Origin of the sequence: Nocardioides aurantiacus, assembly GCF_003752505.1 — a bacterium.
GTDB lineage: Bacteria > Actinomycetota > Actinomycetes > Propionibacteriales > Nocardioidaceae > Marmoricola > Marmoricola aurantiacus.
On record NZ_RKHO01000001.1, the window covers coordinates 3,494,550 to 3,516,559 of the forward strand.

Consider the following 22,010-nt stretch of genomic DNA (forward strand, 5'->3'; position numbering starts at 1 on the left):
AAAGCCCACCGCACGATACCGATACAAAACACGGATCGGCGCCGGACCCGCTCGGGACGGCATGATCTGGCTCACCCGACGCGGCCGAAGTCGTCCTCGTGGCGACAGATGTCGTCCTCACCGGTGTAGGCGCCGTGCTGGACCTCGACGATGACGAGCTCCTCCTTGCCCTCGTTGGCGAGGCGGTGCCGCGCACCGAGGGGCACGTCGACGGAGTGGCCGGGACCGGCGATGATCGTCTGGTCGTCGATCACGCAGGTCGCGACCCCGAAGACGACCACCCAGTGCTCCGAACGGTGCTCGTGGGTCTGCAACGACAGGCGATGCCCGGGCGTGACGTGGATCCGCTTGATCTTGTAGCCGGGCGCGACGTCGATGACGTGCCACGACCCCCAGGGCCGGTCCTCGGATTCCAGTGCCATGTGCGCCTCGTCCCGTCCGTGCCGCGCTCTCCCGTGGAGCTCCGTGCGTCAGCGATTCTCGCGCACGACCTGCCCGCGACCGAATCGGGTCTCAGCAGCGGGGCGACCGGTCTGGATCAGCGCAGCGGCCGGACGTGCAGCCCGACCTCGGGGTCGACGACGACCTCCTGCATGGCCGGGAGGCCGTCCGCGTCGAGCTGGGCGTCGACCGGCACGTTGCGCTTGAGCAGCGCGAGCGCGATCGGCCCGAGCTCGTGGTGGCGGGCGGAGGTGCCGACGAAGCCGACCTCGCGCTCCCCCAGGACCACCGGCGCGCCGGCCTGGGGCAGCCGGTTGTCGGAGCCGTCGAGGTGGAGCATCGTCAGGCGGCGGGGCGGGCGGCCGAGGGTGTGGACGCGCGCCACCGTCTCCTGACCGCGGTAGCAGCCCTTGCCGAGGTGCACGGCCGAGGGGATCCAGCCGACCTCGTTGGGGATGGTGCGGTGGTCGGTGTCCTGCCCGAAGCGGGGCTCGCCGCGCTCGATGCGCAGCGCCTCGTAGGCCCAGGTGCCGCAGGCGGGGCCGGCCGCGGCGGCGTACGCCTCGAGGTCGGTGCGGGGGAAGACGTCGTACTTGCCCGAGGTCGGGGTCCCCGCAGACGGGTCGGCGCCCACCGGGCGCCAGGCGACGGCGAGCTCGTCGGTGAGGTCCTCGACCTCGACGCGCATCATGAACCGCATCCGGTCCAGGAACGCCGCGAGCGCAGCGGCCTGGCCGGGCTCGGTGTGGGCGGTGAACGCCTCCCCGTCGTCGACGCCGTGCATCGCGTGCTCGACGTGACCCTGGGGCGAGAGGACGAGGGCAGACGTGGGGACGCCGGGGGCGAGCCCCTCGAAGTACTGCGTGGTCAGGGAGTGCAGGTAGGTCAGCCGGTCGGGTCCGCTGACCCGGAGGACACCGCGGTGGGACAGGTCGACGAACCCGTCGCCGGAGACCAGGGTGCGCTGCTCGCCGTTGAACGAGCCGTAGTGCGCCGCGACCGGGGCGTCGACACCGTCACCGGAGACCGCGCCGGGCAGGGACAGCAGTGCGCTGCGGGCGGGAGCAGGGGCGGCGGGCTGGTCGGTCATGGGTCCAGTGTCCCTCGCGGCTCAACGGGTGGGCTGGGCGGTGCAGGTGGCGCAGGTGCCGAAGACGGTGAGGTGGCCGTAGTCGGGGGCGAAGCCGTGTCGCTCGGCGAGGGGCGCGAGGGACTGCTCGACCTCCTCGCGACCGATGCTGGTCGTCTGACCGCACGAGCGGCAGACGAGGTGGGCGTGCTCGTGACCGGTCGCGGAGTGGTAGGTCGGTGCGCGGTCGGTCAGGTGGGCGTGGCGGATCAGGCCGAGGTCGTCGAGCAGCTCCAGCGTGCGGTAGACCGTGGAGAGGTTGACCGAGTCGGAGTGGCGGCGTACCTCCGCGTGGACCTCGTCGGGAGTGGCGTGGCCGAGCTCCTCGACGGCGCGCAGCACCATCTCGCGCTGCGGGGTGAGCCGGTGACCGCTCGCCCGGAGCAGGTCCTGCCACTCGGTCACGACGAGCCTGCGTTCACTGACGCTTCAGCTGGGCGTGGGAGTGGGGCTGGAGGGGCTGACCCATGGCGGCCATGTCGTAGGCGTACATCAGGTCGCCGTTGACGTAGCCGTAGAGCCGCTTGCCGCCGACGTACTCCTTGGCGGTAGCGGTGCGTACGACGGCGTCGGTGGTGACCTCGAAGCGGGGCTGCTCGGCGTGGACCTCGCCGATGTAGGTCTCCACGAAGCCGGTGTTGTGGGCGAGCAGGAACTCCAGCGAACCGTCCTCCTGGGGCCGGATGAACCCGGTCTCCTGGGCCGCCTCACGCACGTGGTTGCCGTCGGCGTCGACGATCCAGGCGCGCGACATGTAGTGGATGAACGGGCGGCCGTCCTGCTGGAAGATCAGCTCCTGGCCGAACTGGAACGGCTCGATCGTGGGGTACTCCCCGTGCCCGTTGCCGGCCCAGGTGCCCAGCATCCACGCCAACCGGGCGCACTGGGGGTGGATGTTGTCGGGGATCTCGAACGGCATGCGGGGCCCTCTCGCGGGGGTCGGGGACGACGCCCGAGTCTAGGCCCGTCATGGTCCTCCTCGGGCTCCTCGGTCCGTCACCGACCTCAGCCGACGTCGACGGGCTCGGGATCCAGGGAGTCGACGTCGTCGCGGCTGCCGTCGACGCAGCCGCCGCTCACCTCCACCACGACCTGGTCGTCCTCCGCGACGGAGGGGCGCGCGCCGACCCGCACGCCGTCGCGCTCCAGGTTGACCGACGCGTCACCCTCGTCGGTGACCTCCCAGCCGTCCTCGCCCAGCCGCTCCCCCACGGCGCGGACGAGCGCGACCGGGTCGCCCTGCGCGCGCAGGCCGAGCGAGGCGGCGTACTCCACGCGGTCGGAGCTGCCGGCGCTGCACACCGACCACTGCCCGGCGGCGTCGACGAGCTCGGCGGTGCCGCCCAGCGACGACGCGACGTCCTCGACGCCGGCGCGCACCGTCCGACGGGAGTCCTGGAGGCCCTCGGCCGGGTCGCCACCGCACCCGGTGAGGAGTGCGGCGAGCACCGTCACCGCGAGCAGGGGGGTCCGCACCACGCTCACCGGACCGGGATGGTCTCGGTCTCGCCCAGCAGGGCGTCGGTCTCGTCGGAGTCGGCGTCGATGCACGCGCCGTTGCCGTCGAAGGCGATCACCTGCTGCCCTCCCCGCGTGGTCTGGCCGATGCTGATCGTGGTGCCGTCCCGCTCGGCGGCGACGACCGTGCGCTCCCCCGCGGTGATGGTCCAGCCGTCCGACTCCAGTGCCGTGCGCACCTTCGCCAGCCGGGGCTCGGCCGGTCCGTCGTCGAGGGCCGCGGACGCCCCGCCGGCGACGTACTTCAGGCCGGGCGAGGGCTCGGAGCGACAGGTGCGGTAGGCGCCGGTCAGCTCCTCCATCTCGATCCCGACCGACCCCAGCGTCTGCGCGACGTCCTGGACGAGCGACTGCAGGTCGGCGCGGGACGTCTCCAACGACGTCATCGCCCCCTCCGCCGAGCCCGAGCCGCCACAGCCCGCGGTGCCGGCGACCACTGTCGCCACCGCGACGAGGAGGGCACGCGAGGAGAGGGCGCCAGCACCGTCACGACGGAGGCGGCCTGGGGCAGGCATCGGGCTCACCCGAGGTCGACGTCCTCTTGCCTGCGCAGCGGCACGTCCGCGCCGTCCGCAGGCAGGTCGACGCACTCGCCCGTCACCGCCAGCGCGACCGCGCCCTCCTCGCGGGATTCCCCCGCCACAGCACGAAGACCCTCGCGGCGGAAGCTCGCCCCGTCCGCCGAGGGCCCGGAGAGCACCTCCCACCGGTCGCGCTCCATCACCTCGGCCAGACGCCGCACCTGCGCGGCGGCATCTCCGTCGCCTCGAGCCGTGATCCCGATGCGGTACGCCACGCCAGGGGCGGGCTCGCTGCGGCAGGTGACGTACTCGCCGCGGGCCGACGCGGGCTCGAAGCCCGCCTCGCGCAGCCGCTGGGCCGTCCTCTGCGCCACGCCGGTGGTGTCGGCCCGGGCCTGCTCGGGCGAGACCGTCGACGCGCCCTCGTCATCCCGGGCGCCGCCGCACGCAGTGACGCCGGCCAGCGCGACGAAGAGGCCGACCGCGGTCAGGACGAGGGTGCTTCGCATCGCTGCTCCTAGTCGATGGGCCGGGTCTGCGAGCGACCCGGTTCACCCGAGGTGGGGTCACGATCCTCCTCGGGGTCCTCAGCGGACCCGAAGAAGGGGTCGGTGCTGTGGTCTGCGGCGTTGACGTTGCCGGTGTCACCGTCCACGATGCGGCCCAGGTTGTACAGCGACTCGCTGTCGACGTCGAAGTAGCGACCGTGGTCCTCGCTGTAGGACCCGTCCTCGCTGCGGAAGATCGACTCGGCCTCGAACCGCTGCGCCCCGAACTCGTCCTCCGAGGGGTCGTTGCCCAGGCCCAGATCAGGGTGGATGAGGTCCTTGGGCGAGGCCCATCCCTCGTCGCCGAGCCGGGCGACCTTGTCGCGACTGTCCCGACCGACGAACACGTCGTCCGAGCCGACACCGAGGTCCTCGGCGTGGTCGGCGCGACCGGCGCCGGGACTCCCGATCAGCGCGATGCGGTCGACGTCGAGGCCGTTCTCCGTGGCGGCGTACGCCGTGGTCGTGGAGCCGTAGCTGTGGCCGATGGCCGTCATCGACGCCGGGTCGTCGGCACGTGAGGCTCGCATGCCGTCGATGGCGTCGGCCAGACGAGCACCGCCGTCGGCGGCGCGGGACTCGGTCGCCGTCGCCAGGTCGGTCGGGCCCGCGGGGGCGTCGTACCCGAGCCAGAACATGGTGGCCACGTCGCTCCGGTCCCCCTGGTAGCGGGAGGACTCGTGGAGGTTCATCATATCGCCGGTGTAGTTCTGGACGTCCGTCATCTCGGTCTTGATGCCGGGGGTGAAGACCGCGACGTCGTCGGCGGTGTCCATGTCCCCCACCGCCACCGCGACCCGTCCGTCGCCGTCGAAGGCCGAGGGGTCGTAGAGCCACAGCTGGGCGCCGGGGCGGACCGTGGGGTCCAGCGGGTCGACGTAGCCGTCAGCGTCGTCCAGCGCGGTCCGGGTCGCCCGGGCGTTCTCCAGCATCCGCTGCTCCAGCGCCGACAGCGTGCCGTCGTCCTCCTTGGCCTCGAGCCGGGCGAGGTCGTCCTCGAGCAGGATCCGGTTGGCCTCGTCGCGGGCGGAGGCCGGCAGGCCGTCGGCCCCACCGACCGTCTGCGGGTACGCCGCGACGACCGCCTCCTGCTCGGCCTCGCTGAGCCCGCGCCACCAGGCCGCGACCTGCTCGGGCGTGGCCCCGTCGCCGGGGGCACCGGGGGCGCCCATGGCGCTCTGGGCGGCGCTGGGGATGCCGCCGTCGGCCGACAGCGCGCTGGTCAGCGACGTGCCGGCCACGAACGCCTGCCGCAGCGTGTCCTCGTTGTCGCGGACCCGTCGGGTCAGCGCGTCGTGGTCGCGGACGAGGTCGCGGTAGCGGCCGTCCAGGGCGCCGGCCCGCTGCTGCAGCGCGGTGATCTCGGCGTCGCTGACGTCGGTGGCCGCGCGCACGTCGGCCTCGAGCTGCTGGCGGTCCTGGTCGGCGGTCGACTTGGCGTCGACCAGCTCCTCGTAGGTGCGGTCGTGCTCGCGCAGGTTGTCGGCGTACGCCGAGACGGCCCGACCGACCCGTCGCACCGTGTCCGACATCCGCGCGTGCTCCTCCGACGCGCCTCCGGCGGCCCCCTGGTAGGCGTCGTAGGCCTCGCCCCACCACGTCCCGTTCAGGTCGCCGAGCTGGGTCGCCTCCTCGGAGAAGTCCTGGTAGCGGCTGGCCGCGCGGTAGAGCCGGGACGCCAGCGAGTCCGCCTGGTCGGGGTCGCCCGTCGGCTCCACCAGGTCGGGACGCGAGGCCGGGATCTCGATGACGACGTCGCTCATCGCGCCGGCCCCAGTCGTCCGTCCAGGTCGGAGAACCCCTGGCCGGAGGCGTCGTCGGTCTCGCCGTAGCGGTCGGCGGCCGCGGTCAGCGCACCGGAGAACCCCGTCGCGATGTCGGCGCTCTCCTGGGCGTAGCCCGCCCAGGCGTCCAGGAAGTCGGCGGCCGAGGCCCGGACGCTGTCGCCCAGCGACATGCTCGAGGTCTGCTCGAACAGCTCCGCCGTGGTCGACATCCGGTCGGCCACCTCGGTCCAGTCGCGGCTCCCCGCCCGCAGCGCGTTGAGCTCGAGCCCCAGCTCGCTCACGAGGGCACCTCCCCGAGCAGCACGCTGGCGCCACGCACCCGCAGCACCACGCCGCGGCCGGGAGGGGCGAGCAGCTGCAGCTCCTCGCGGCCCAGCTCGGCGGGCCGACCCGCCAGCACCCGGGGGACGCCGCCGGTCGGGGCGAGGACGTGCCAGCCCTCCGTGCGCAGCGCGTCCTCGGCACGCAGCAGGACCCCGACGGCGCGGACGTCGTCGACGCCGGCGTCGCGGAGCGTGGTCTCGCGGCGGCGGGTGCCCTGCACCTCGCCGGCGGTCCAGCGCGCCTCGGGCGAGGCGGGAGTGCCGGCGTCCTCGGCGCCCACGGCGGGGCCGACCAGCTCGCGCCAGCGGTCGAGCACGTCCGCGTCCTGACGGGCGGCCGCCTCGGCGGGGTCGACCGGGGCGGTGCCCTCGGGGAGCGGCGGCACCGCGCCGTCGGCTGGCGGCAGCACCGCGAGGGTGACGTCGGGGTGCCGGCGTCGTACGACGCTCCAGAAGGGGTCGGCCTCGACCTGCGCCCGCGCCTGCTCACCCCCGACGAAGCCGTCCGTGCCCGCGTCGTCCGGTCCTTGCGTCATGTCGGACACCCCCCGTGTCGTCGTGCTGTCACGGGCAGCCGTGCCCGCTCACGTGCCGCCAGCATGCCCCGGCGCGACGCGGCTCACACCCGCTCCGGCCGTACGCCGAGCAGCGCCCTCGCCTCGTCGGGCGTCATCGGCTCCCGCTGCGCCAGCCGGCCCAGCTCGACCGCCCGGGCGACCAGCTGGTCGTTGTGCTCGACCGGCACCCCGCGGGCCAGGGTGAGCGTGTCCTCCATGCCGACGCGGAGGTGGCCGCCCTTGGACAGCGAGGCCAGCGCGACCGGGAGAGCCGTGCGGCCGATGCCGGTCGCCGACCAGCTCGTCACCGCGTCGGGCAGCGCCGCCACCGAGGCGACCAGGGCGTCGGCGGTGCCGGGCATCCCGCCGGGGACGCCCATCACCAGGTCGACGTGCACCTTCCCGCCGTACGGCAGGCCGTGGCGGTCGAGCAGCCGGTGCAGCGCCCACACCTGGCCGAGGTCGAACAGCTCGAACTCCGGCACCACCTCGCGCTCCTGGGAGAGCCGGTAGAGGTCCTGCACGAACGGCCACGGGTTGAGGAAGACGTCGTCGCCGAAGTTGGTGGTGCCCATGGTCAGGCTGCACGAGTCGGGACCGGCGTCGAGCACCCTGAGCCGGTCCTCGAGCGGGTCGTGGACCGAGCCGCCGGTGGAGAGCTGCACCACCAGGCCGGTCTGCTCGTGCAGGGCCTCGACCGTCGCCCGCAGGCGGCCGCCGTCCAGCGTCGGCCGGTGGTCGTCACCGCGGACGTGCACGTGGACCATCGCGGCGCCGGCCGCCTCGCTGCGCTGCGCGGTCCCGACGAGCTCCTCGAGCGTCGTGGGCAGCTGGGGGCAGTCGGACTTCGCGGTCTCGGCACCCGTCGGCGCCACGGTGATCAGCAGGTCTCCCATGGCGGGACGGTATCCGCCCTCCGCCGCTCGAGCCCGTCGGGACCACGGCAGACTGCGGGCATGCGAGCGGTGCTGCAGCGGGTGACGTCGGCGTCGGTGACGGTGGCCGGGGAGGTCGTGGGCGCGATCGACGAGCCGGGGCTGCTGGTCCTCCTCGGCGTCACCCACGACGACGGGCCCGAGCAGGTGGCGTGGATGGCGCGCAAGGTCCGCGACACCCGGCTGCTGCGCGACGAGCTCTCGGTGGGCGACGCGGGCGCGCCGGTGCTGGTGGTCAGCCAGTTCACGCTCTACGGCGACGCCCGCAAGGGTCGGCGGCCCACCTGGCAGGCCGCCGCGCCCGGCGAGGTGAGCGAGCCGGTCTACGAGGCCGTCTGCCGGGCGCTGCGGGACGCGGGCACGCGCGTGGAGACCGGTGTGTTCGGCGCCGACATGGCGGTGGCGCTCGTCAACGACGGGCCGGTCACGCTGCTGCTGGAGACGCCGCAGGCCTGAGCGGCGTCAGCCGACGCCGACGGCCGCGGTGAACGCCCGGCCGATCACGTAGGCACCGAGCACGAGCAGCAGCGCCAGCGTCGCCAGCAGCACCGGGACGAACATCCGGCTGTCGCGCACGTGGTCGAACCACGGCTCCCCCGCACCCAGCACGTCCGGCTCCTGCCGGTGCGTGCCGACGACGAGGCGCCCGCGGCGCTCGGGGAGGTCGACGTCGGGAGCGGGACGGACCGGGGCGGACGACGCGGCCACGGTGACCGTGGGGGCGACGAAGCCGGGGCGGTACTGCGGCGGCCGGCGGTGCCTCGCCGCATCGGTCTGGGCGACGAGCGCTCGCTCGTAGGCCTCCCGGTAGGCGGCCGCGAACTCGTCCGGCACCTCGGGGGGCGACATCGATCCCGGCTGTCCACCCGACACGCCGTCGATGCTAGACCCGGTCGGCCCTCGTGCGGGAGGGAACCAGCGCAACGACGAGGGCGCCGAGCAGCAGCCCGAGCGTGTTGGCGACGACGTCGCTCGCCGACATCTGCCGCAGCGGGAGCAGCAGGCCCTGGGCGACCTCGACGGCCAGCGCACCCAGGAAGGCGTACGCCGCCCAGTCCTGCCAGCGCAGCCGGGGGAAGGCCAGGGCGCCGAGCACCCCGACCGGGACCAGGATCGCCACGTTGGCGACCTGCTCGGCACGACCGGGCTCGGTGACCCATCCCGGGACCCCGCGGGCGGCCAGCTGCTCGCGCACCGCCACCAGGAGGGCGTCCGGGCCGCTGCTCGACGGGGACAGCACGACCACGGCCAGGGTCACGAGGACGACCGCGAGCAGCACCCGCGCGACGACGACCCGTCGGGTCGGCGTGCGCGAGGGCGGGGCGGTGGTGGTCATCGGGTCCAGTGTGAGGGTGCGACGCGGGCCCCGGGACGCGGACGAGCCCGCCGGGACCCGGTGCGGGGTCTCGACGGGCTCGACCGACGGTGCTCGACCGACGGTGTCGGCCGGGTGCCTCAGACGCTGACGGCGACCTCGGCGACCGAGCCCTTGCGGGCGGACACCTTGGTGTCGACCGGCTCGGCCTTGGGGGCCAGGGTGCGCAGGGTCCAGTCGCCGTTGCCGACGAAGAACCGGAAGTGGCCCGTCGCCGAGGTCGGGACCTCGGCGGTGAACTCACCGGTGCGGTCGAGCAGGCGCACGTAGGCGTTGCCGACCGGCTCCTCGCCGCGGGTCACGCGGCCCTGGATGATGGCCTCCTTGGCCACGTCGATGCCGTCGAGCGACAGGCCGCCCTCCGTTGCTCCGCACATGCTCAGGCCTCCCCGGGCTCGTCGCCGAGGGCGATCGGGACGCCCACGAGGGAGCCGTACTCGGTCCACGAGCCGTCGTAGTTCTTGACGTTGGAGTGGCCCAGGATCTCCTTGAGCACGAACCAGGTCAGCGACGAGCGCTCACCGATGCGGCACAGCGCGATGGTGTCCTTGGAGTCGTCGATGCCGACCTCGGCGTAGATCGCCTGGAGGTCCTCGTCGGACTTGAAGGTGCCGTCGTCGTTGCAGTTCTTGCTCCACGGCACGTTGAGCGACGTGGGCACGTGGCCCGCGCGCTGGGCCTGCTCCTGCGGGAGGTGGGCCGGCGCGAGGAGGCGGCCGGCGTACTCGTCGGGGCTGCGCACGTCGATGAGGTTCTGCACGCCGATGGCGGCCACGGCGTCGTCACGGAAGGCGCGGATCGAGGTGTCCTGGTCCTGCGCGGTGTAGCTGGTCTTCTCGCGGGTGGGGACCTCGTTGGTCAGCTCGCGGCTGTCGAGCTCCCACTTCTTGCGACCGCCGTCCATCAGCTTCACGTCCTGGTGGCCGTAGAGCTTGAAGTACCAGTAGGCGTAGGCGGCGAACCAGTTGTTGTTGCCGCCGTAGAGCACCACGGTGGAGTCGTTGGCGACGCCCCGGCTCGAGAGCAGCTGCTCGAACTGCTCCTTGTTGACGAAGTCGCGACGGACCTGGTCCTGGAGGTCGGTGGTCCAGTCGAGCTTGATCGCGGTGCGGATGTGGCCCTTGTCGTAGGCCGTGGTGTCCTCGTCGACCTCGATCAGGACGACGTTGCTGTCGTCGAGGTGCTCCTCGACCCAGTCGACGTCGACCAGTGCGTTCTCGCGGCTCATGTGTGCCTCTTCTTCTCGGTGGTGGGGAACGGGTGGATCAGGGGTTCAGGCGTTGGCAGGCGTACGCCGCCCGGCGCGGGGGCCGGTGGCGCGGCGCAGCAGGAGGTACATCTCGCAGCCCAGGCAGAGCCCGAAGGCGGCGTTGAGCAGGGCGGCGACCAGGGCGAGCCCGGTGGCCACCAGGCCCAGGACGGGGAGCCCGACGGCGTAGCCGAGCAGGGCGACCGCGGCGAAGGCCAGGCCGACGCCCTGGGCGAAGCGCGGGGGCTGCGGGTCCTCGAGGTGGTCGGGGGCGGCGAGCCGGGGCCGCACGAGACGACGGAACAGCCACGCGGCCGGGGTGCGCTGCACGCCGAGGGCCACCCCGACGGCGAAGAGCGCCGCCTGCACGGCCAGCAGCGTGACGCCGAGGGCGCCCGGGGCGGTGAGCAGGCTCAGCGCCAGGACGATGCTGGTGAGGACCGCGTTGAACTGCGGTCCACGCGGGTCGATCTGGCCCTGCTGCTGCGACATGGCTCTCCTGGTGGCCTCGACGGTGGTGTCCGGATCTCCGCCGGCGCTGGGACGCGCGGGCGTGGCGACGCACCTGGTCGGGTCGGCCGGTGGGGCCGGGGGTGCGGTCGCGTCAGGACATTCGACACAGCGACGAGCGCACGCGGCAGTGGTCGACTGCGCGGCGACGGGTCAGCAGCGTCGTGGGCACGAGGACGACCCTAGGCAGTCGACGCGCGAGATCGGACATCGCGTCCCACCATGTGGACTAGGTGTTCACATGTCGGACGCCTCGACCCAGTCACGCCGTTGCCCGGTCACCCCGCTGCGCCGCGAGTAGGGTCGCCTCGCGCACCGGTCGGCGCGTGACGAACAGGGAAGTGGGTGGGCGAGCCGTGCCCAAGAACGTGGCCGTCATTCTGGCCGGCGGGGTCGGGGCACGCGTGGGTCTCAGCATCCCCAAGCAGCTCATCAAGATCGCCGGACGGACGATCCTCGAGCACACCCTGGTCGCCATCCACAGCCACGAGCTCGTCGACGAGGTCGTGATCATGATGGCGCCGGGTCACCTCGACGCCGTGCACGACATCCTCCGGTCCGGCGACTTCCCCAAGGTCACGTCCGTGCTCGAGGGGGCGGACACCCGCAACGGCACGACCGCCCGGGCCCTGGCCGGCATCCCCGGCGACGACACCAAGGTCCTCTTCCACGACGCGGTCCGGCCCCTGGTCGACGCCCGCATCATCAGCGACTGCTTCGAGGCCCTCGACACCTACGGCGCGGTCGACGTGGCCATCCCGTCCGCCGACACCATCATCGAGGTCACCGAGGACAACGTCATCCGTGACGTCCCTCCCCGCGCGCTCCTGCGTCGCGGGCAGACCCCCCAGGCGTTCCGGCTCGCGACGATCAGGGAGGCGTACGCCGCGGCCGACCGCGATCCCGACTTCGCCGCGACCGACGACTGCACCGTCGTGCTCCGCTACACCCCCGACGTGCCGATCTGGGTGGTCCGGGGCGACGACCGCAACATGAAGGTCACCGAGCCGATCGACGTCTACGTGGCCGAGAAGCTCTTCCAGCTCTCGGGCAGCGACGCCGTCCCGCAGCGGACCGAGGAGGAGTACCGGGAGGCGCTCGCCGGCAAGGCCCTCGTCGTCTTCGGCGGCAGCTACGGCATCGGGGCCGACATCGCGGACCTGGCACGCACCTACGGCGCCTCGGTCGTCGCCTTCAGCCGGTCCGGCACCGGCACGCACGTCGAGCGCCGCGAGGACGTGGCGGCCGCGGCGCGCGAGGCGATCGCCCTGCACGGGCGGATCGACTACGTCGTCAACACCGCCGGCGTGCTGCCGCGAGGGCTGCTGACCGAGACCACCGAGGAGGCGGTCTACCACGCCACCGAGGTCAACTACCTGGCGCCGATCTTCATCGCCCAGGAGTTCCACCCCCACCTCGCCGCGAGCCGCGGCAGCCTGCTGCTCTTCACCTCCAGCTCCTACACCCGGGGCCGCAGCGGCTACAGCCTGTACTCCTCCGCGAAGGCCGCCACCGTCAACCTGACCCAGGCGCTGGCCGACGAGTGGGCCGGCTCCGGCGTCCGCGTCAACTGCGTCAACCCGGAGCGGACGGGCACCCCGATGCGCACCCGCGCCTTCGGCGAGGAGCAGGCGGGCTCGCTGCTGCGCTCGACCGACGTCGCCAAGGTCTCGCTGGACACCCTGCTCGCCCCCGCCACCGGGCACGTCGTGGACGTGCGGCGCGACGACCCGCTGGCGCGCTACGGCGGCTGAGCACCGCCGCCGGTCACCGTCAGGACACGGAGCGCTCGAGGGCGCTCAGCACCTGCTCCTTGCGGGGCGCACCCGTGGCGCGCGTGACCTCGTGCCCGCGGGCGTCGAGGACGATCGTGGTGGGGGTGCGCAGGATGCCCAGGCGGCGTACGACGTCGAGGTGCTGCTCGGCGTCGACCTCCACGTGGGCGACACCCGGCGTCACGGCGACGACCTCGCCCAGGGTGCGCCGGGTCGCCCGGCAGGGGGCGCAGAACGCCGAGCTGAACTGCAGCAGGGTGGCCCGCTCCCCCGCCTGGTCGGCCCAGGGGGTGTCGGCCAGCACCGACGGCTCGACCGACGGCTCCGGCTCCGGGGCGTCCGCGGTGACGTCGCGACGGAACCGGCCGTCGGTCAGGGCGCGGTAGCCGCCGAACAGGCCGGCCGCGACGAGGGCGGCCAGCAGGACCCAGGCACCGGTGGACATGACGGGCCCAACGACGCGAGCCGGCCGGGCATTCCGCTCAGCCGCCGGCGAAGGGGGGGAGGAGCTCCACGCTCTGACCGGGCTGGACGAGGACGGTCGTGGGGTCGTCGGTGGTGACCGGACGGTCGCCCACCATCACCGAGCAGCAGGCGAGGACGTCGGCGAACCTGCGGCCCTCGTGGGTGGCGCGGGCGGTGGCCAGCAGCTCCGAGAGCGGGGTGGGTCCGGTGACCTCGACGGCGTCGGTGTCGGTGCCGGCGGCGTGGCGCGCGGCGGCCCAGTAGCGCAGCGTCACGGTCGCCGTGCGGACGCTCGGGTCGGGAGCAGCGCTCACGTTGGTTATCCTTGCCTCTGGTCGGGGCGTTCCCATCAGCGTAGATGGGTCGCCGCACGACCTCTCGCCGGGAACTCACCCAGGAGGTGCCATGGGCACCCTGCTCCTGCTCACCAAGGCGCTGCAACCCTCCGCCGAGGTGCTCCCGGGCCTGGCCCTGCTCAGCCACTCGGTGAAGATCCTGCCCGCGGAGGGCAGCGCGCTGCTCGAGGCTCCCGACCACGACCTGCTCCTGGTCGACGGCCGTCGCGAGCTCGCCCAGGCGCGCGACCTGTGCCGGCTGATCCGCACCACCGGCTCCGACCAGCCCGTGCTGCTCATCGTCACCGAGGGCGGGCTCGCGGTCGTCACCCACGACTGGGGCATGGACGACGTCGTGCTCGACACCGCCGGCCCCGCCGAGATCGACGCCCGGATCCGGCTCGGCCTGGCCCGGCTCTCCGCCCGCGCGGACGCCGACGACCCGGACGCCCACGTGATCCGGTCCGGCGAGGTCGTCGTCGACGAGGCGACCTACACCGCCAAGCTCGGCAAGCGGGTGCTCGACCTGACCTTCAAGGAGTTCGAGCTCCTGAAGTACCTCGTCCAGCACCCCGGCCGCGTCTTCACCCGCGACCAGCTGCTGCAGGAGGTGTGGGGCTACGACTACTTCGGCGGCACCCGCACCGTCGACGTCCACGTGCGCCGGCTCCGCGCCAAGCTCGGCACCGACCACGAGGCCCTGATCGGCACGGTGCGCAACGTCGGCTACCGCTTCGTCGCGCCGCCGCGCGAGAGCCGCGAGCGCCAGGACGCCCCGAGCCGCTGACCCCGCTCCGGCGCTAGGGTCGCGCCATGGTCGCCATCACGCACGTCGCAGCCGCCGACTTCGACTGGGCGGCCGAGAGCGGTCCCGCCGCCGACGTACGCCGTGTCGCCCGCGCCACCACGGCGCACGACGGCGCCACCACGCTCAACGAGCAGGCGTTGCTCCAGCTGAAGAACCGCGGGCTCCGGGACGCGGACCTCTGGCTCGCCCACCGCGACGACGCCCCGGACGCCCCGGCGGCCGGGTTCGCCTTCCGGCACGCCGAGAGCCTGGTCGACCTCGCCGTGCACCCGGAGTCACGACGCCACGGGGTCGGCCTGGCGCTGGCCAGCGCGGCCCTGCCCGAGGGCCGCCGCGTCGAGGTCTGGTCGCACGCCGACCACCCCGGCGCCGAGCGGCTCGCGCTGCACTTCGGGCTCCCCCGCGAGCGCGAGCTGCGCATCATGAAGCGCCCCCTCACCGACCTGCCGTCCTGGGCCGCCCCCGAGGGCGTGGTCATCCGCGGCTTCGAGCCGCAGGACGAGGCCGCCCTGCTGGAGGTCAACGCCTCCGCGTTCGCGCACCACCCGGAGCAGGGCCACATGAGCCACGCCGACTTCGTCGAGCGCACCAGCGAGGCGTGGTTCGACCCGTCCGGGCTGCTCGTCGCCGTGCCCGCCGGCGACGCCTCGGGCCTGCCACCGATGCTCGGGTTCCACTGGACCAAGGAGCACCGCGACGAGCAGCCGCCGTACGGCGAGGTCTACGTCGTCGCGGTCAACCCCAAGGCCGCCGGCCGCGGCCTCGGCACCGTGCTGACCAACGCCGGCCTCGCCCACCTCGCCTCCCGCGGGCTCGACGACGTGCTGCTCTACGTCGACGGCGACAACGACCCGGCGATCGCCGTCTACACCAACCAGGGCTTCGACACCGACCGCGTCGAGGTGCAGTACCGCGGGGTCGTCAGCCTCGGCTGACCTGGCGGGCGGGATCAGGCGCGCAGCACCGCCCCGGCACGCTCGGCGATCTCCCGGACGTACGCCGGGCACTCGCGGCCGGCGTCGACGAAGTGGATGAACCCGTGGACCATCGAGGCGTAGCGGGTCAGGTCGACCTCGACGCCCTGCTTCTCGAGCAGCGCGGCGTAGGCCTCCCCCTCGTCGCGCAGCGGGTCGAAGCCCGCGGTGACGACGTGGGCGGGGGCGAGGTCCGCCGGGAAGTCGGTACGCCGCAGCGCGGACGCGTCGGGGTGGTGCACGTCGACCGCGTCGGGGTCGAAGAAGTTCTCCCGGGCGCCGTCGAGGAACGCCTGGGTGAGCAGCAGCCCCTCGGGCGCGAACAGCCGACGGCTGGTGCTCTCCTCCACCCAGTCCGTGCCGGGGTAGATCAGCAGCTGCAGCCGCATCGGCAGCTCCTCCTCGGCCGCGAAGACGGCCGTCGAGGCGCTCAGCGCGCCCCCGGCGGAGTCGCCGCCGACGGCGAGACGGTCGCGGTCGGCGCCGACCTCCTCGGCGTGCTCGACCAGCCAGCGGTAGGCCGCCTTGCAGTCGTCGCTGGCCGCGGGGAAGCGGTGCTCGGGGGTGCGGCGGTAGTCGACCGCCAGCACCTGCACGCCGGCCGTCTCGGCGAGGACGCGGCAGAACGGGTCGTGGGTCTCCAGGTCGCCGTACATCCAGCCGCCGCCGTGCAGGAACAGCAGCGTCGGGGACGTCTCGGCACCGATGCACGCGGTCGGGGTGTAGAGCCGCGCGTCGAGCGGTCCGGCGCCACCGTCCACCTGGAGGTCGCGGTACGCAGCCAGCGGCGGGCGGCCCCCGATCATGCGCGTCAGCCGGCGGTAGGACAGCCGGGCGTCGTCGATCGGCAGGGTGGACATGTCGGCGATCCGCGCCAGCCTCTGCGCCGCGAACATCAGCTGCAGCTCGGGGGCGAGCTCCAGCCCGTCGAGCCGGCGCGGGCGACCGCGCAGCAGCCGCTGCACCCCGGGCGGCAGCCCCATCACCAGGCGGAGGACGAGACGTTCGAGGGCGAAGCGCAGACGGGTCACGGGGGAAAACTACGACACCCCTCGTTCACCTGTCGGTGGAAGGATGGGACCCATGACCGAGAGCCTCCACCCCGCGACGGGTTCCGACGCCGACGAGGGCCCCCAGGACCCGACCCTGCGCGTCGTCCCCGCCGACAGCTTCGACGTGGACCCGCCCTACGACCCGGGTGAGCCGCAGTTCGACGAGGGTGAGTTCCCCGACCGGTTCCTGGACCGCGAGCTGTCGTGGCTGCACTTCAACCAGCGGGTGCTGGCGCTCTCGGAGGACCCCGCGCTGCCGCTGCTCGAGCGGGCCCGCTTCCTGGCCATCGTGGCCAGCAACCTCGACGAGTTCTTCATGGTGCGCGTGGCCGGCCTCAAGCGGCGGATCGCGGCCGGGGTCGCCGTACGCGCGGCGTCGGGGTTGATGCCCCGCGAGGTGCTCGAGCAGATCTGGCGGGTGAGCGGCGAGCTGCAGGCCCGCCACGCGTCCTGCTTCCGCGACCAGATCGTGCCCGCGCTCGCCGCGGAGGGCATCACGCTGGTGCGCTGGGACGACCTCGACCGCGAGGAGCAGAAGCAGTGCAAGCGTCTGTTCAAGGAGCGCGTCTTCCCCGTGCTCACCCCGCTGGCCGTCGACCCGGCCCACCCGTTCCCCTACATCTCCGGGCTCTCGCTCAACCTCGCGGTGCTGGTGCGCAACCCCAAGACCGACAAGGAGCACTTCGCGCGGGTCAAGGTGCCGCCGATCTTCACCCGCTTCGTGCCGCTGGGCAACCAGCGCTTCGTGCCGCTCGAGGACGTCATCGGCGAGCACCTGAAGAAGCTCTTCCCCGGCATGGAGATCATGAGCGTCAACACCTTCCGGGTGACGCGCAACGAGGACCTCGAGGTCGAGGAGGACGACGCCGAGAACCTCCTCAAGGCGCTGGAGAAGGAGCTGCTGCGGCGCCGCTTCGGCCCGCCGGTGCGGCTCGAGGTCGAGGAGAACATCGACGCCCACGTGCTCGAGCTGCTGATCAGCGAGCTCGGCGTCACCGAGTCCGAGGTCTTCCGGCTCCCCGGCCCGCTGGACCTGCGCGGCCTGCACGGCATCGCCGACCTCGACCGCGAGGACCTGAAGTACCCCAACTTCCTGCCCGCCACCCACACCCTGCTGGCGCCCGTCGAGTCGGCCTCGCCGGTCGACGTCTTCAAGGCGCTGCAGCGCTCCGACGTGCTGCTGCACCACCCCTACGACTCCTTCAGCACCTCGGTGCAGCGGTTCATCGAGCAGGCCGCGGCCGACCCGCAGGTGCTCGCGATCAAGCAGACGCTCTACCGCACCTCGGGCGACTCCCCGATCATCGACGCCCTCGTCGACGCCGCCGAGAGCGGCAAGCAGGTGCTGGTCATCGTCGAGATCAAGGCGCGCTTCGACGAGTCGGCCAACATCCGCTGGGCCCGCAAGCTCGAGCACGCCGGCTGCCACGTGGTCTACGGCCTGGTCGGCCTGAAGACCCACTGCAAGCTGTCGATGGTGGTGCGCGACGAGCCCGAGGGCATCCGCCGCTACACCCACATCGGCACCGGCAACTACAACCCCAAGACCGCGCGGATGTACGAGGACTTCGGGCTGCTCACCACCGACGAGACCATCGGCGAGGACGTCGCCCACCTGTTCAACAACCTCTCCGGCTACAGCCGCAACGCGTCGTACGCCGAGCTCATGGTCGCCCCCGACTCGGTGCGCACCGGCCTGCTCGACCTGATCCGCGCCGAGACCGCCCACCACAAGGCCGGGCGACCCGCACGGATCCGCCTCAAGGCCAACTCCATCGTCGACGAGGCCGTCATCGACGCGCTCTACACCGCCTCCCGCGCCGGGGTGCCGATCGACCTGCTGATCCGCGGCATCTGCGCGGTCCGGCCGGGCGTGCCGGAGCTGTCGGAGACGATCCGGGTCAAGTCGATCCTCGGCCGCTACCTCGAGCACAGCCGGATCATGTGGTTCGAGAACGGCGGCGAGCCGCTGGCCTACATCGGCTCCGCCGACCTGATGCACCGCAACCTCGACCGCCGCGTCGAGGTGCTGGTCAAGCTGCCCTCGGCCACCGAGACCGACGAGGTCACCCGGCTGCTCGACCTCGCCTTCTCCGACCACACCGCCGGCTTCTCGCTCGACTCCGACGGTGAGTGGTCGGCCGTCACCTCGCCCGACGAGCAGCCCGTGCGCAACCTCCAGGAGCACCTCATCTCGATCCACAAGCGGCGCCGGCGCGGCCAGCACGACCGCGGGGAGCGGGCCTCGCGCGGCTGAGGCCGGCACCCGCCGACCCCGCGACGTACGCCGGGGCCGACGATCGGGCTCGCGCCTCAGCAGGTCGCGAAGACCAGCGGGCCCTCGTAGAGGCCGGAGAGCACGAAGCCGTCGTCGCTGCGGGGGCGCAGGTCGAGCAGCACGTCGGGGCCGACGGCGCGCGAGCGGGTGAGCTCGTAGTCGTCGGCGACGCGACCGCCGCCGCGCCCCGGCGTCTCCCCCACGACCAGCTCGGCGCGGGCGCGCAGGTCCTCGCGCGCCCGGTCGTCGTCCTCGTAGTGCGCGACCACGTGCAGGGTGCGGCCGGCGTCCATGCCCATCGCGAAGCCGGCCAGCGGGGAGACGCCGCCGACGTCGTCGACCAGGCCCTCGGCCTGCTGCTGCTCCTCCTCGGCGGCGGTGGCCATCGACAGGTCCTCGCACACGAAGTCGCCGGTCCACAGCATCGCGTTGACGGTCCCGCCCAGGCGCCCGGCGACGTCCTCCACGCCGGCCACGTCGCTCACCGGGGTGGCGTCGCCGCGGGCGACCTTCGCGGTCGAGGCGGCGTAGGACCTGGTGTCGCTGCTGACCACCAGGCCCTGGTCGGGCAGCAGGGCGACGTACTGCAGCGCCGGGGTCAGCGTCGGGTCGAGCGAGGCGACCAGGTCGATGCCGCCGTCCCAGGTGCCCCCCGGGCCGCCGCCGGCCGGAGCGTCGTACCCGGCGCGGCGCAGGTTGCCGGCCAGCACGTCGAAGTCGGTGCCCTCGGGGGGCCGGAGCACCATCGCCGCACCCTTCGGCGACTGCGAGTAGAGCTCCCACTGCGCGGTGGCCGGGCCGAAGCCGTAGATCTCCTGCAGCGCGCCCGCGGCCTCCTCGGTGCTCGAGACCGGGGACAGGTCGGCGTCGTAGGCCTTCGCCGTCATCGCCTCGACGGCGTCGCGGTCGGGGTCCTCGCCCAGGTCGGCGCCGACGCTACGGCGCACCTGGGTCCAGTCGGTGAAGGCGACCCGGCGGGCGTCCTGCGGCGCGTGGGTGAGTGCCTCCTGGAGCGGGGTGCGGTCAGCGCGGCGCCACAGCCACACGCCCGTGACCACGAGCCCGGCGACCAGGGCCAGCACGAGCAGCCCGACGAGCAGGGTCCGGCGGCGCGGCCGCGGACGTCTCTGCACGTCAGGAGGGTAGCCGCCGCGTGGGCGTGTGAGGATGTCCGCCATGGGTCAGCCCCCTCCGCTCCCTGCGACCCCTCCTGCTCGGGCCACCGGCCCGGACGTCGTCGCGGCGGGAGCCGTCGTCGTCCGCAAGGGCCCCGAGGGCCGCGAGGTGCTGCTGGTGCACCGACCGAAGTACGACGACTGGTCCTTCCCCAAGGGCAAGCAGGACCCGGGCGAGCACGTCACCACCACGGCGGTGCGCGAGCTGCTCGAGGAGACCGGCGTCGAGGTCCGGCTCGGTCGCCCGCTGCTCCCCCAGCTGTACGCCGTCTCCGGCGGTCGCGCGAAGAAGGTGCACTACTGGGTCGGTCACGTGGTCGGCGACGACGACGTCAGCGGCTACGAGCCCAACCCCGAGGTCGACGAGGTGCGCTGGGAGCCGCTGGCCACGGCCGCCTCGCTGCTGACCTACCTCGACGACGTGCACCTGCTCGAGCAGCTCCGCAAGCAGCCCCGGGCGACGAGCGCCCTGGTCGTCGTACGCCACGCCAAGGCGGCCAAGCGGCGCGACTGGCACGGCCCCGACCCGCGTCGGCCGCTGCTCGACGTGGGCGAGGAGCAGGCCCGTGAGCTGTCGCGGCTGCTCGCGGCGTACGGCGTGACGCGGGTGCACAGCTCCTCGAGCACCCGCTGCACCCAGACGCTCGCGCCGTACGCCGAGGAGCAGGTGCTGCCGCTGCAGGAGCTCGACGAGCTCTCCGAGGAGCTCTCCGACCCCGACGCGGCCGCCCGGCTGCTCCACACCCTGGCGGCGGCGCCCGAGTCGAGCGTGGTGTGCAGCCACCGGCCCGTGCTGCCGACGCTGCTCGGCGTCCTGGGCGTCGAGGAGGAGCCGCTGGCCCCCTCCGAGCTGGTGGTGTGCCACCACCGCAGGGGCGAGCTCGTCGCGGTCGAGCGGCACCTGCCGGTCCCGCTCGCCTGACCCGCGGCCCGGACCACGCAAAGGCCGCTGAACTGCGCATTTCCACGTGACGCACGTCATGGACGCGCGGTGTCCCGCCATCTGGGCAGCCAGCGTTCACCTGCCGTTCACCCGCGTCCCCGTGCCGTGACACCTCTGCTTCCTAGGTTCAGCTCGTCCACCCCCTTGTGAACTCACAGGAGCCTGAAGTGAACCGCTCTTCCCTCCGTCGCATCGCCGCCCCCGGCGTCGCCGCGATCGCCCTCGCCACGGCGCTCTCCGCCTGCGGGGCCGCCAACGAGAACGCCTCCAGCGGCAGCGACTCCTCCGCCGAGGGCGACTCCTCGCTCTCCGGCGAGCTCGCCGGCGCCGGCGCCTCCTCCCAGGAGCGCGCCCAGGAGGCGTGGTCCACCGCCTTCCAGGCCGCCAACTCCGGCGCCACCGTCACCTACGACCCGGTCGGCTCCGGTGACGGCCGCACCCAGTTCATCGAGGGCGGTGTCGCCTTCGCCGGCTCCGACGCCTACCTCGACGACGACGAGAAGGAGCTCAGCGGCGCCAAGGAGCGCTGCGAGGGCCAGGACCCGATCGAGGTCCCGGCGTACGTCTCCCCCATCGCCATCGTGTTCAACCTCGAGGGTGTCGACGAGCTCAACCTCGACGCCAAGACCACCGCCGAGATCTTCGACGGCAAGATCACCACCTGGAACGACCCGGCCATCGCCGACCTCAACCCCGACGCCGAGCTGCCCGACGAGCGGATCACGCCCGTCCACCGCTCCGACGACTCCGGCACCACCGAGAACTTCACCGACTGGCTCAACCAGGCCGGCGACGGCGCGTGGAGCTACGACGCCGACGGCGTCTGGCCCGCCAAGGGCGGCGAGGCCGCCGAGGGCACCTCCGGCGTCATCTCCGCGGTCACCAACGGCACCGGCACCATCGGCTACGCCGACGAGAGCCAGGCCGGCGACCTCGCCATCGCCAAGGTCAAGGTCGGCGAGGAGTTCGTCGAGGCGACCCCCGAGGCCGGCGCCAAGGTCATCGAGGAGTCCGAGCGGGTCTCGGGCCGCCCGGACGTCGACATGGCGTTCGAGATCAACCGCACCACGACCGCGGCCGACACCTACCCCGTCGTCCTGGTCTCCTACCTGATCGCCTGCCAGACCTACTCCGACCAGGCCCAGGCCGACCTGGTCAAGGGCTACCTGTCCTACATCGTCTCCGACGAGGGCCAGAAGGCCGCTGCCGACAACGCCGGCGCCGCTGCGCTGTCCTCGTCGGTGGCCGAGGAGGCCCAGGCGATCGTCGAGAAGATCTCCGCCGGAAGCTGAGCCACGCACACCAGCACGGC

Annotated in this window: 27 protein-coding genes; 7 read left to right on the forward strand and 20 right to left on the reverse strand. The window is 73.2% G+C overall.

Features of this window, described 5'->3' with window-relative positions:
- Positions 1-71: 71 nt before the first annotated feature.
- The 11 genes from EDD33_RS16945 to EDD33_RS16995 form a co-directional block, all read right to left on the reverse strand.
- Complete coding sequence (locus EDD33_RS16945) at positions 72-422, reverse strand: phosphomannose isomerase type II C-terminal cupin domain (RefSeq protein ID WP_123392182.1); 351 nt, start codon at positions 420-422, stop codon at positions 72-74.
- A gap of 116 nt (positions 423-538) precedes the next feature.
- On the reverse strand, positions 539-1,531 hold the full coding sequence (gene ygfZ, locus EDD33_RS16950; protein ID WP_123392184.1) for a CAF17-like 4Fe-4S cluster assembly/insertion protein YgfZ: 993 nt from the start codon (positions 1,529-1,531) through the stop codon (positions 539-541).
- A gap of 21 nt (positions 1,532-1,552) precedes the next feature.
- On the reverse strand, positions 1,553-1,975 hold the full coding sequence (locus EDD33_RS16955; protein WP_246003572.1) for a Fur family transcriptional regulator: 423 nt from the start codon (positions 1,973-1,975) through the stop codon (positions 1,553-1,555).
- A 13-nt stretch (positions 1,976-1,988) separates the two neighbouring features.
- Positions 1,989-2,489: a heme-binding beta-barrel domain-containing protein gene (locus tag EDD33_RS16960; RefSeq protein WP_123392186.1), complete on the reverse strand. Its 501-nt coding sequence runs from the start codon at positions 2,487-2,489 to the stop codon at positions 1,989-1,991.
- 86 nt (positions 2,490-2,575) lie between these two features.
- Complete coding sequence (locus EDD33_RS16965; RefSeq protein ID WP_123392188.1) at positions 2,576-3,055, reverse strand: hypothetical protein; 480 nt, start codon at positions 3,053-3,055, stop codon at positions 2,576-2,578.
- Positions 3,052-3,474 carry a hypothetical protein gene (locus EDD33_RS16970; RefSeq protein WP_148077125.1) on the reverse strand — a complete coding sequence of 141 codons (423 nt, stop codon included), beginning with the start codon at positions 3,472-3,474 and terminating at the stop codon, positions 3,052-3,054. The genes EDD33_RS16965 and EDD33_RS16970 overlap by 4 nt, the downstream gene beginning before the upstream one ends.
- A gap of 134 nt (positions 3,475-3,608) precedes the next feature.
- Positions 3,609-4,118, reverse strand: a complete 510-nt coding sequence (locus EDD33_RS16975) for a hypothetical protein (protein WP_123392193.1) — start codon at positions 4,116-4,118, stop codon at positions 3,609-3,611.
- A gap of 8 nt (positions 4,119-4,126) precedes the next feature.
- Positions 4,127-5,920, reverse strand: coding sequence for an alpha/beta hydrolase (locus EDD33_RS16980; RefSeq protein WP_123392196.1), 1,794 nt, complete (start codon positions 5,918-5,920; stop codon positions 4,127-4,129).
- Positions 5,917-6,225, reverse strand: coding sequence for a hypothetical protein (locus tag EDD33_RS16985; RefSeq protein WP_123392197.1), 309 nt, complete (start codon positions 6,223-6,225; stop codon positions 5,917-5,919). The genes EDD33_RS16980 and EDD33_RS16985 overlap by 4 nt, the downstream gene beginning before the upstream one ends.
- Positions 6,222-6,803, reverse strand: coding sequence for a hypothetical protein (locus EDD33_RS16990; RefSeq protein ID WP_148077126.1), 582 nt, complete (start codon positions 6,801-6,803; stop codon positions 6,222-6,224). The genes EDD33_RS16985 and EDD33_RS16990 overlap by 4 nt, the downstream gene beginning before the upstream one ends.
- A gap of 83 nt (positions 6,804-6,886) precedes the next feature.
- The gene (locus tag EDD33_RS16995; RefSeq protein WP_123392200.1) at positions 6,887-7,720 is read right to left on the reverse strand and encodes a beta-keto acid cleavage family enzyme; all 834 of its coding nucleotides are present in this window, start codon (positions 7,718-7,720) and stop codon (positions 6,887-6,889) included.
- Between the two features lie 60 nt (positions 7,721-7,780).
- Between EDD33_RS16995 and dtd the strand changes: the two genes are divergently transcribed.
- On the forward strand, positions 7,781-8,215 hold the full coding sequence (dtd, locus tag EDD33_RS17000) for a D-aminoacyl-tRNA deacylase (protein WP_123392201.1): 435 nt from the start codon (positions 7,781-7,783) through the stop codon (positions 8,213-8,215).
- 6 nt (positions 8,216-8,221) lie between these two features.
- On the opposite strand, the gene EDD33_RS17005 is transcribed toward dtd, so the two are convergent.
- The 5 genes from EDD33_RS17005 to EDD33_RS17025 all read right to left on the reverse strand — a co-directional run bounded on the left by EDD33_RS17005 (position 8,222) and on the right by EDD33_RS17025 (position 10,875).
- Positions 8,222-8,608, reverse strand: coding sequence for a hypothetical protein (locus EDD33_RS17005; RefSeq protein WP_123392203.1), 387 nt, complete (start codon positions 8,606-8,608; stop codon positions 8,222-8,224).
- Between the two features lie 34 nt (positions 8,609-8,642).
- Complete coding sequence (locus EDD33_RS17010; RefSeq protein ID WP_123392206.1) at positions 8,643-9,095, reverse strand: VanZ family protein; 453 nt, start codon at positions 9,093-9,095, stop codon at positions 8,643-8,645.
- Positions 9,096-9,214: 119 nt separating this feature from the next.
- Positions 9,215-9,511 carry a DUF1416 domain-containing protein gene (locus EDD33_RS17015; protein ID WP_123392208.1) on the reverse strand — a complete coding sequence of 99 codons (297 nt, stop codon included), beginning with the start codon at positions 9,509-9,511 and terminating at the stop codon, positions 9,215-9,217.
- A gap of 2 nt (positions 9,512-9,513) precedes the next feature.
- Positions 9,514-10,362 (reverse strand): sulfurtransferase, encoded by an 849-nt coding sequence (locus tag EDD33_RS17020; RefSeq protein ID WP_123392210.1) that lies wholly within the window; start codon positions 10,360-10,362, stop codon positions 9,514-9,516.
- Between the two features lie 45 nt (positions 10,363-10,407).
- Positions 10,408-10,875 (reverse strand): DUF4395 domain-containing protein, encoded by a 468-nt coding sequence (locus tag EDD33_RS17025; protein ID WP_123392211.1) that lies wholly within the window; start codon positions 10,873-10,875, stop codon positions 10,408-10,410.
- Positions 10,876-11,249: 374 nt separating this feature from the next.
- Between EDD33_RS17025 and EDD33_RS17030 the strand changes: the two genes are divergently transcribed.
- Positions 11,250-12,647 carry a bifunctional cytidylyltransferase/SDR family oxidoreductase gene (locus tag EDD33_RS17030; RefSeq protein ID WP_211332580.1) on the forward strand — a complete coding sequence of 466 codons (1,398 nt, stop codon included), beginning with the start codon at positions 11,250-11,252 and terminating at the stop codon, positions 12,645-12,647.
- Between the two features lie 19 nt (positions 12,648-12,666).
- Here EDD33_RS17030 and EDD33_RS17035 read toward each other — a convergent pair whose 3' ends face one another.
- Positions 12,667-13,113 carry a TlpA family protein disulfide reductase gene (locus tag EDD33_RS17035; protein ID WP_123392216.1) on the reverse strand — a complete coding sequence of 149 codons (447 nt, stop codon included), beginning with the start codon at positions 13,111-13,113 and terminating at the stop codon, positions 12,667-12,669.
- Positions 13,114-13,150: 37 nt separating this feature from the next.
- Positions 13,151-13,447 (reverse strand): MoaD/ThiS family protein, encoded by a 297-nt coding sequence (locus EDD33_RS17040; RefSeq protein ID WP_246003573.1) that lies wholly within the window; start codon positions 13,445-13,447, stop codon positions 13,151-13,153.
- A gap of 91 nt (positions 13,448-13,538) precedes the next feature.
- On the opposite strand from EDD33_RS17040, the gene EDD33_RS17045 reads away from it, so the two are divergent.
- Positions 13,539-14,255 carry a winged helix-turn-helix transcriptional regulator gene (locus EDD33_RS17045; protein ID WP_123392220.1) on the forward strand — a complete coding sequence of 239 codons (717 nt, stop codon included), beginning with the start codon at positions 13,539-13,541 and terminating at the stop codon, positions 14,253-14,255.
- Between the two features lie 26 nt (positions 14,256-14,281).
- The gene (gene mshD / locus EDD33_RS17050; protein WP_123392222.1) at positions 14,282-15,211 is read left to right on the forward strand and encodes a mycothiol synthase; all 930 of its coding nucleotides are present in this window, start codon (positions 14,282-14,284) and stop codon (positions 15,209-15,211) included.
- A 14-nt stretch (positions 15,212-15,225) separates the two neighbouring features.
- Here the strand turns inward: mshD and EDD33_RS17055 are convergent, their stop codons facing one another.
- Positions 15,226-16,281, reverse strand: a complete 1,056-nt coding sequence (locus tag EDD33_RS17055; protein WP_246003574.1) for an alpha/beta hydrolase — start codon at positions 16,279-16,281, stop codon at positions 15,226-15,228.
- Between the two features lie 52 nt (positions 16,282-16,333).
- Between EDD33_RS17055 and EDD33_RS17060 the strand changes: the two genes are divergently transcribed.
- Positions 16,334-18,559 carry an RNA degradosome polyphosphate kinase gene (locus EDD33_RS17060; RefSeq protein ID WP_211332581.1) on the forward strand — a complete coding sequence of 742 codons (2,226 nt, stop codon included), beginning with the start codon at positions 16,334-16,336 and terminating at the stop codon, positions 18,557-18,559.
- 56 nt (positions 18,560-18,615) lie between these two features.
- On the opposite strand, the gene EDD33_RS17065 is transcribed toward EDD33_RS17060, so the two are convergent.
- Entirely contained in the window at positions 18,616-19,713 is a 1,098-nt protein-coding gene (locus tag EDD33_RS17065) for a hypothetical protein (RefSeq protein ID WP_148077127.1), read from the reverse strand.
- Between the two features lie 43 nt (positions 19,714-19,756).
- On the opposite strand from EDD33_RS17065, the gene EDD33_RS17070 reads away from it, so the two are divergent.
- Both EDD33_RS17070 and pstS read left to right on the forward strand, forming a co-directional pair.
- On the forward strand, positions 19,757-20,677 hold the full coding sequence (locus EDD33_RS17070; protein WP_123392226.1) for an NUDIX hydrolase: 921 nt from the start codon (positions 19,757-19,759) through the stop codon (positions 20,675-20,677).
- 188 nt (positions 20,678-20,865) lie between these two features.
- Entirely contained in the window at positions 20,866-21,990 is a 1,125-nt protein-coding gene (gene pstS / locus EDD33_RS17075) for a phosphate ABC transporter substrate-binding protein PstS (protein ID WP_123392227.1), read from the forward strand.
- The last annotated feature ends 20 nt before the right edge of the window (positions 21,991-22,010 follow it).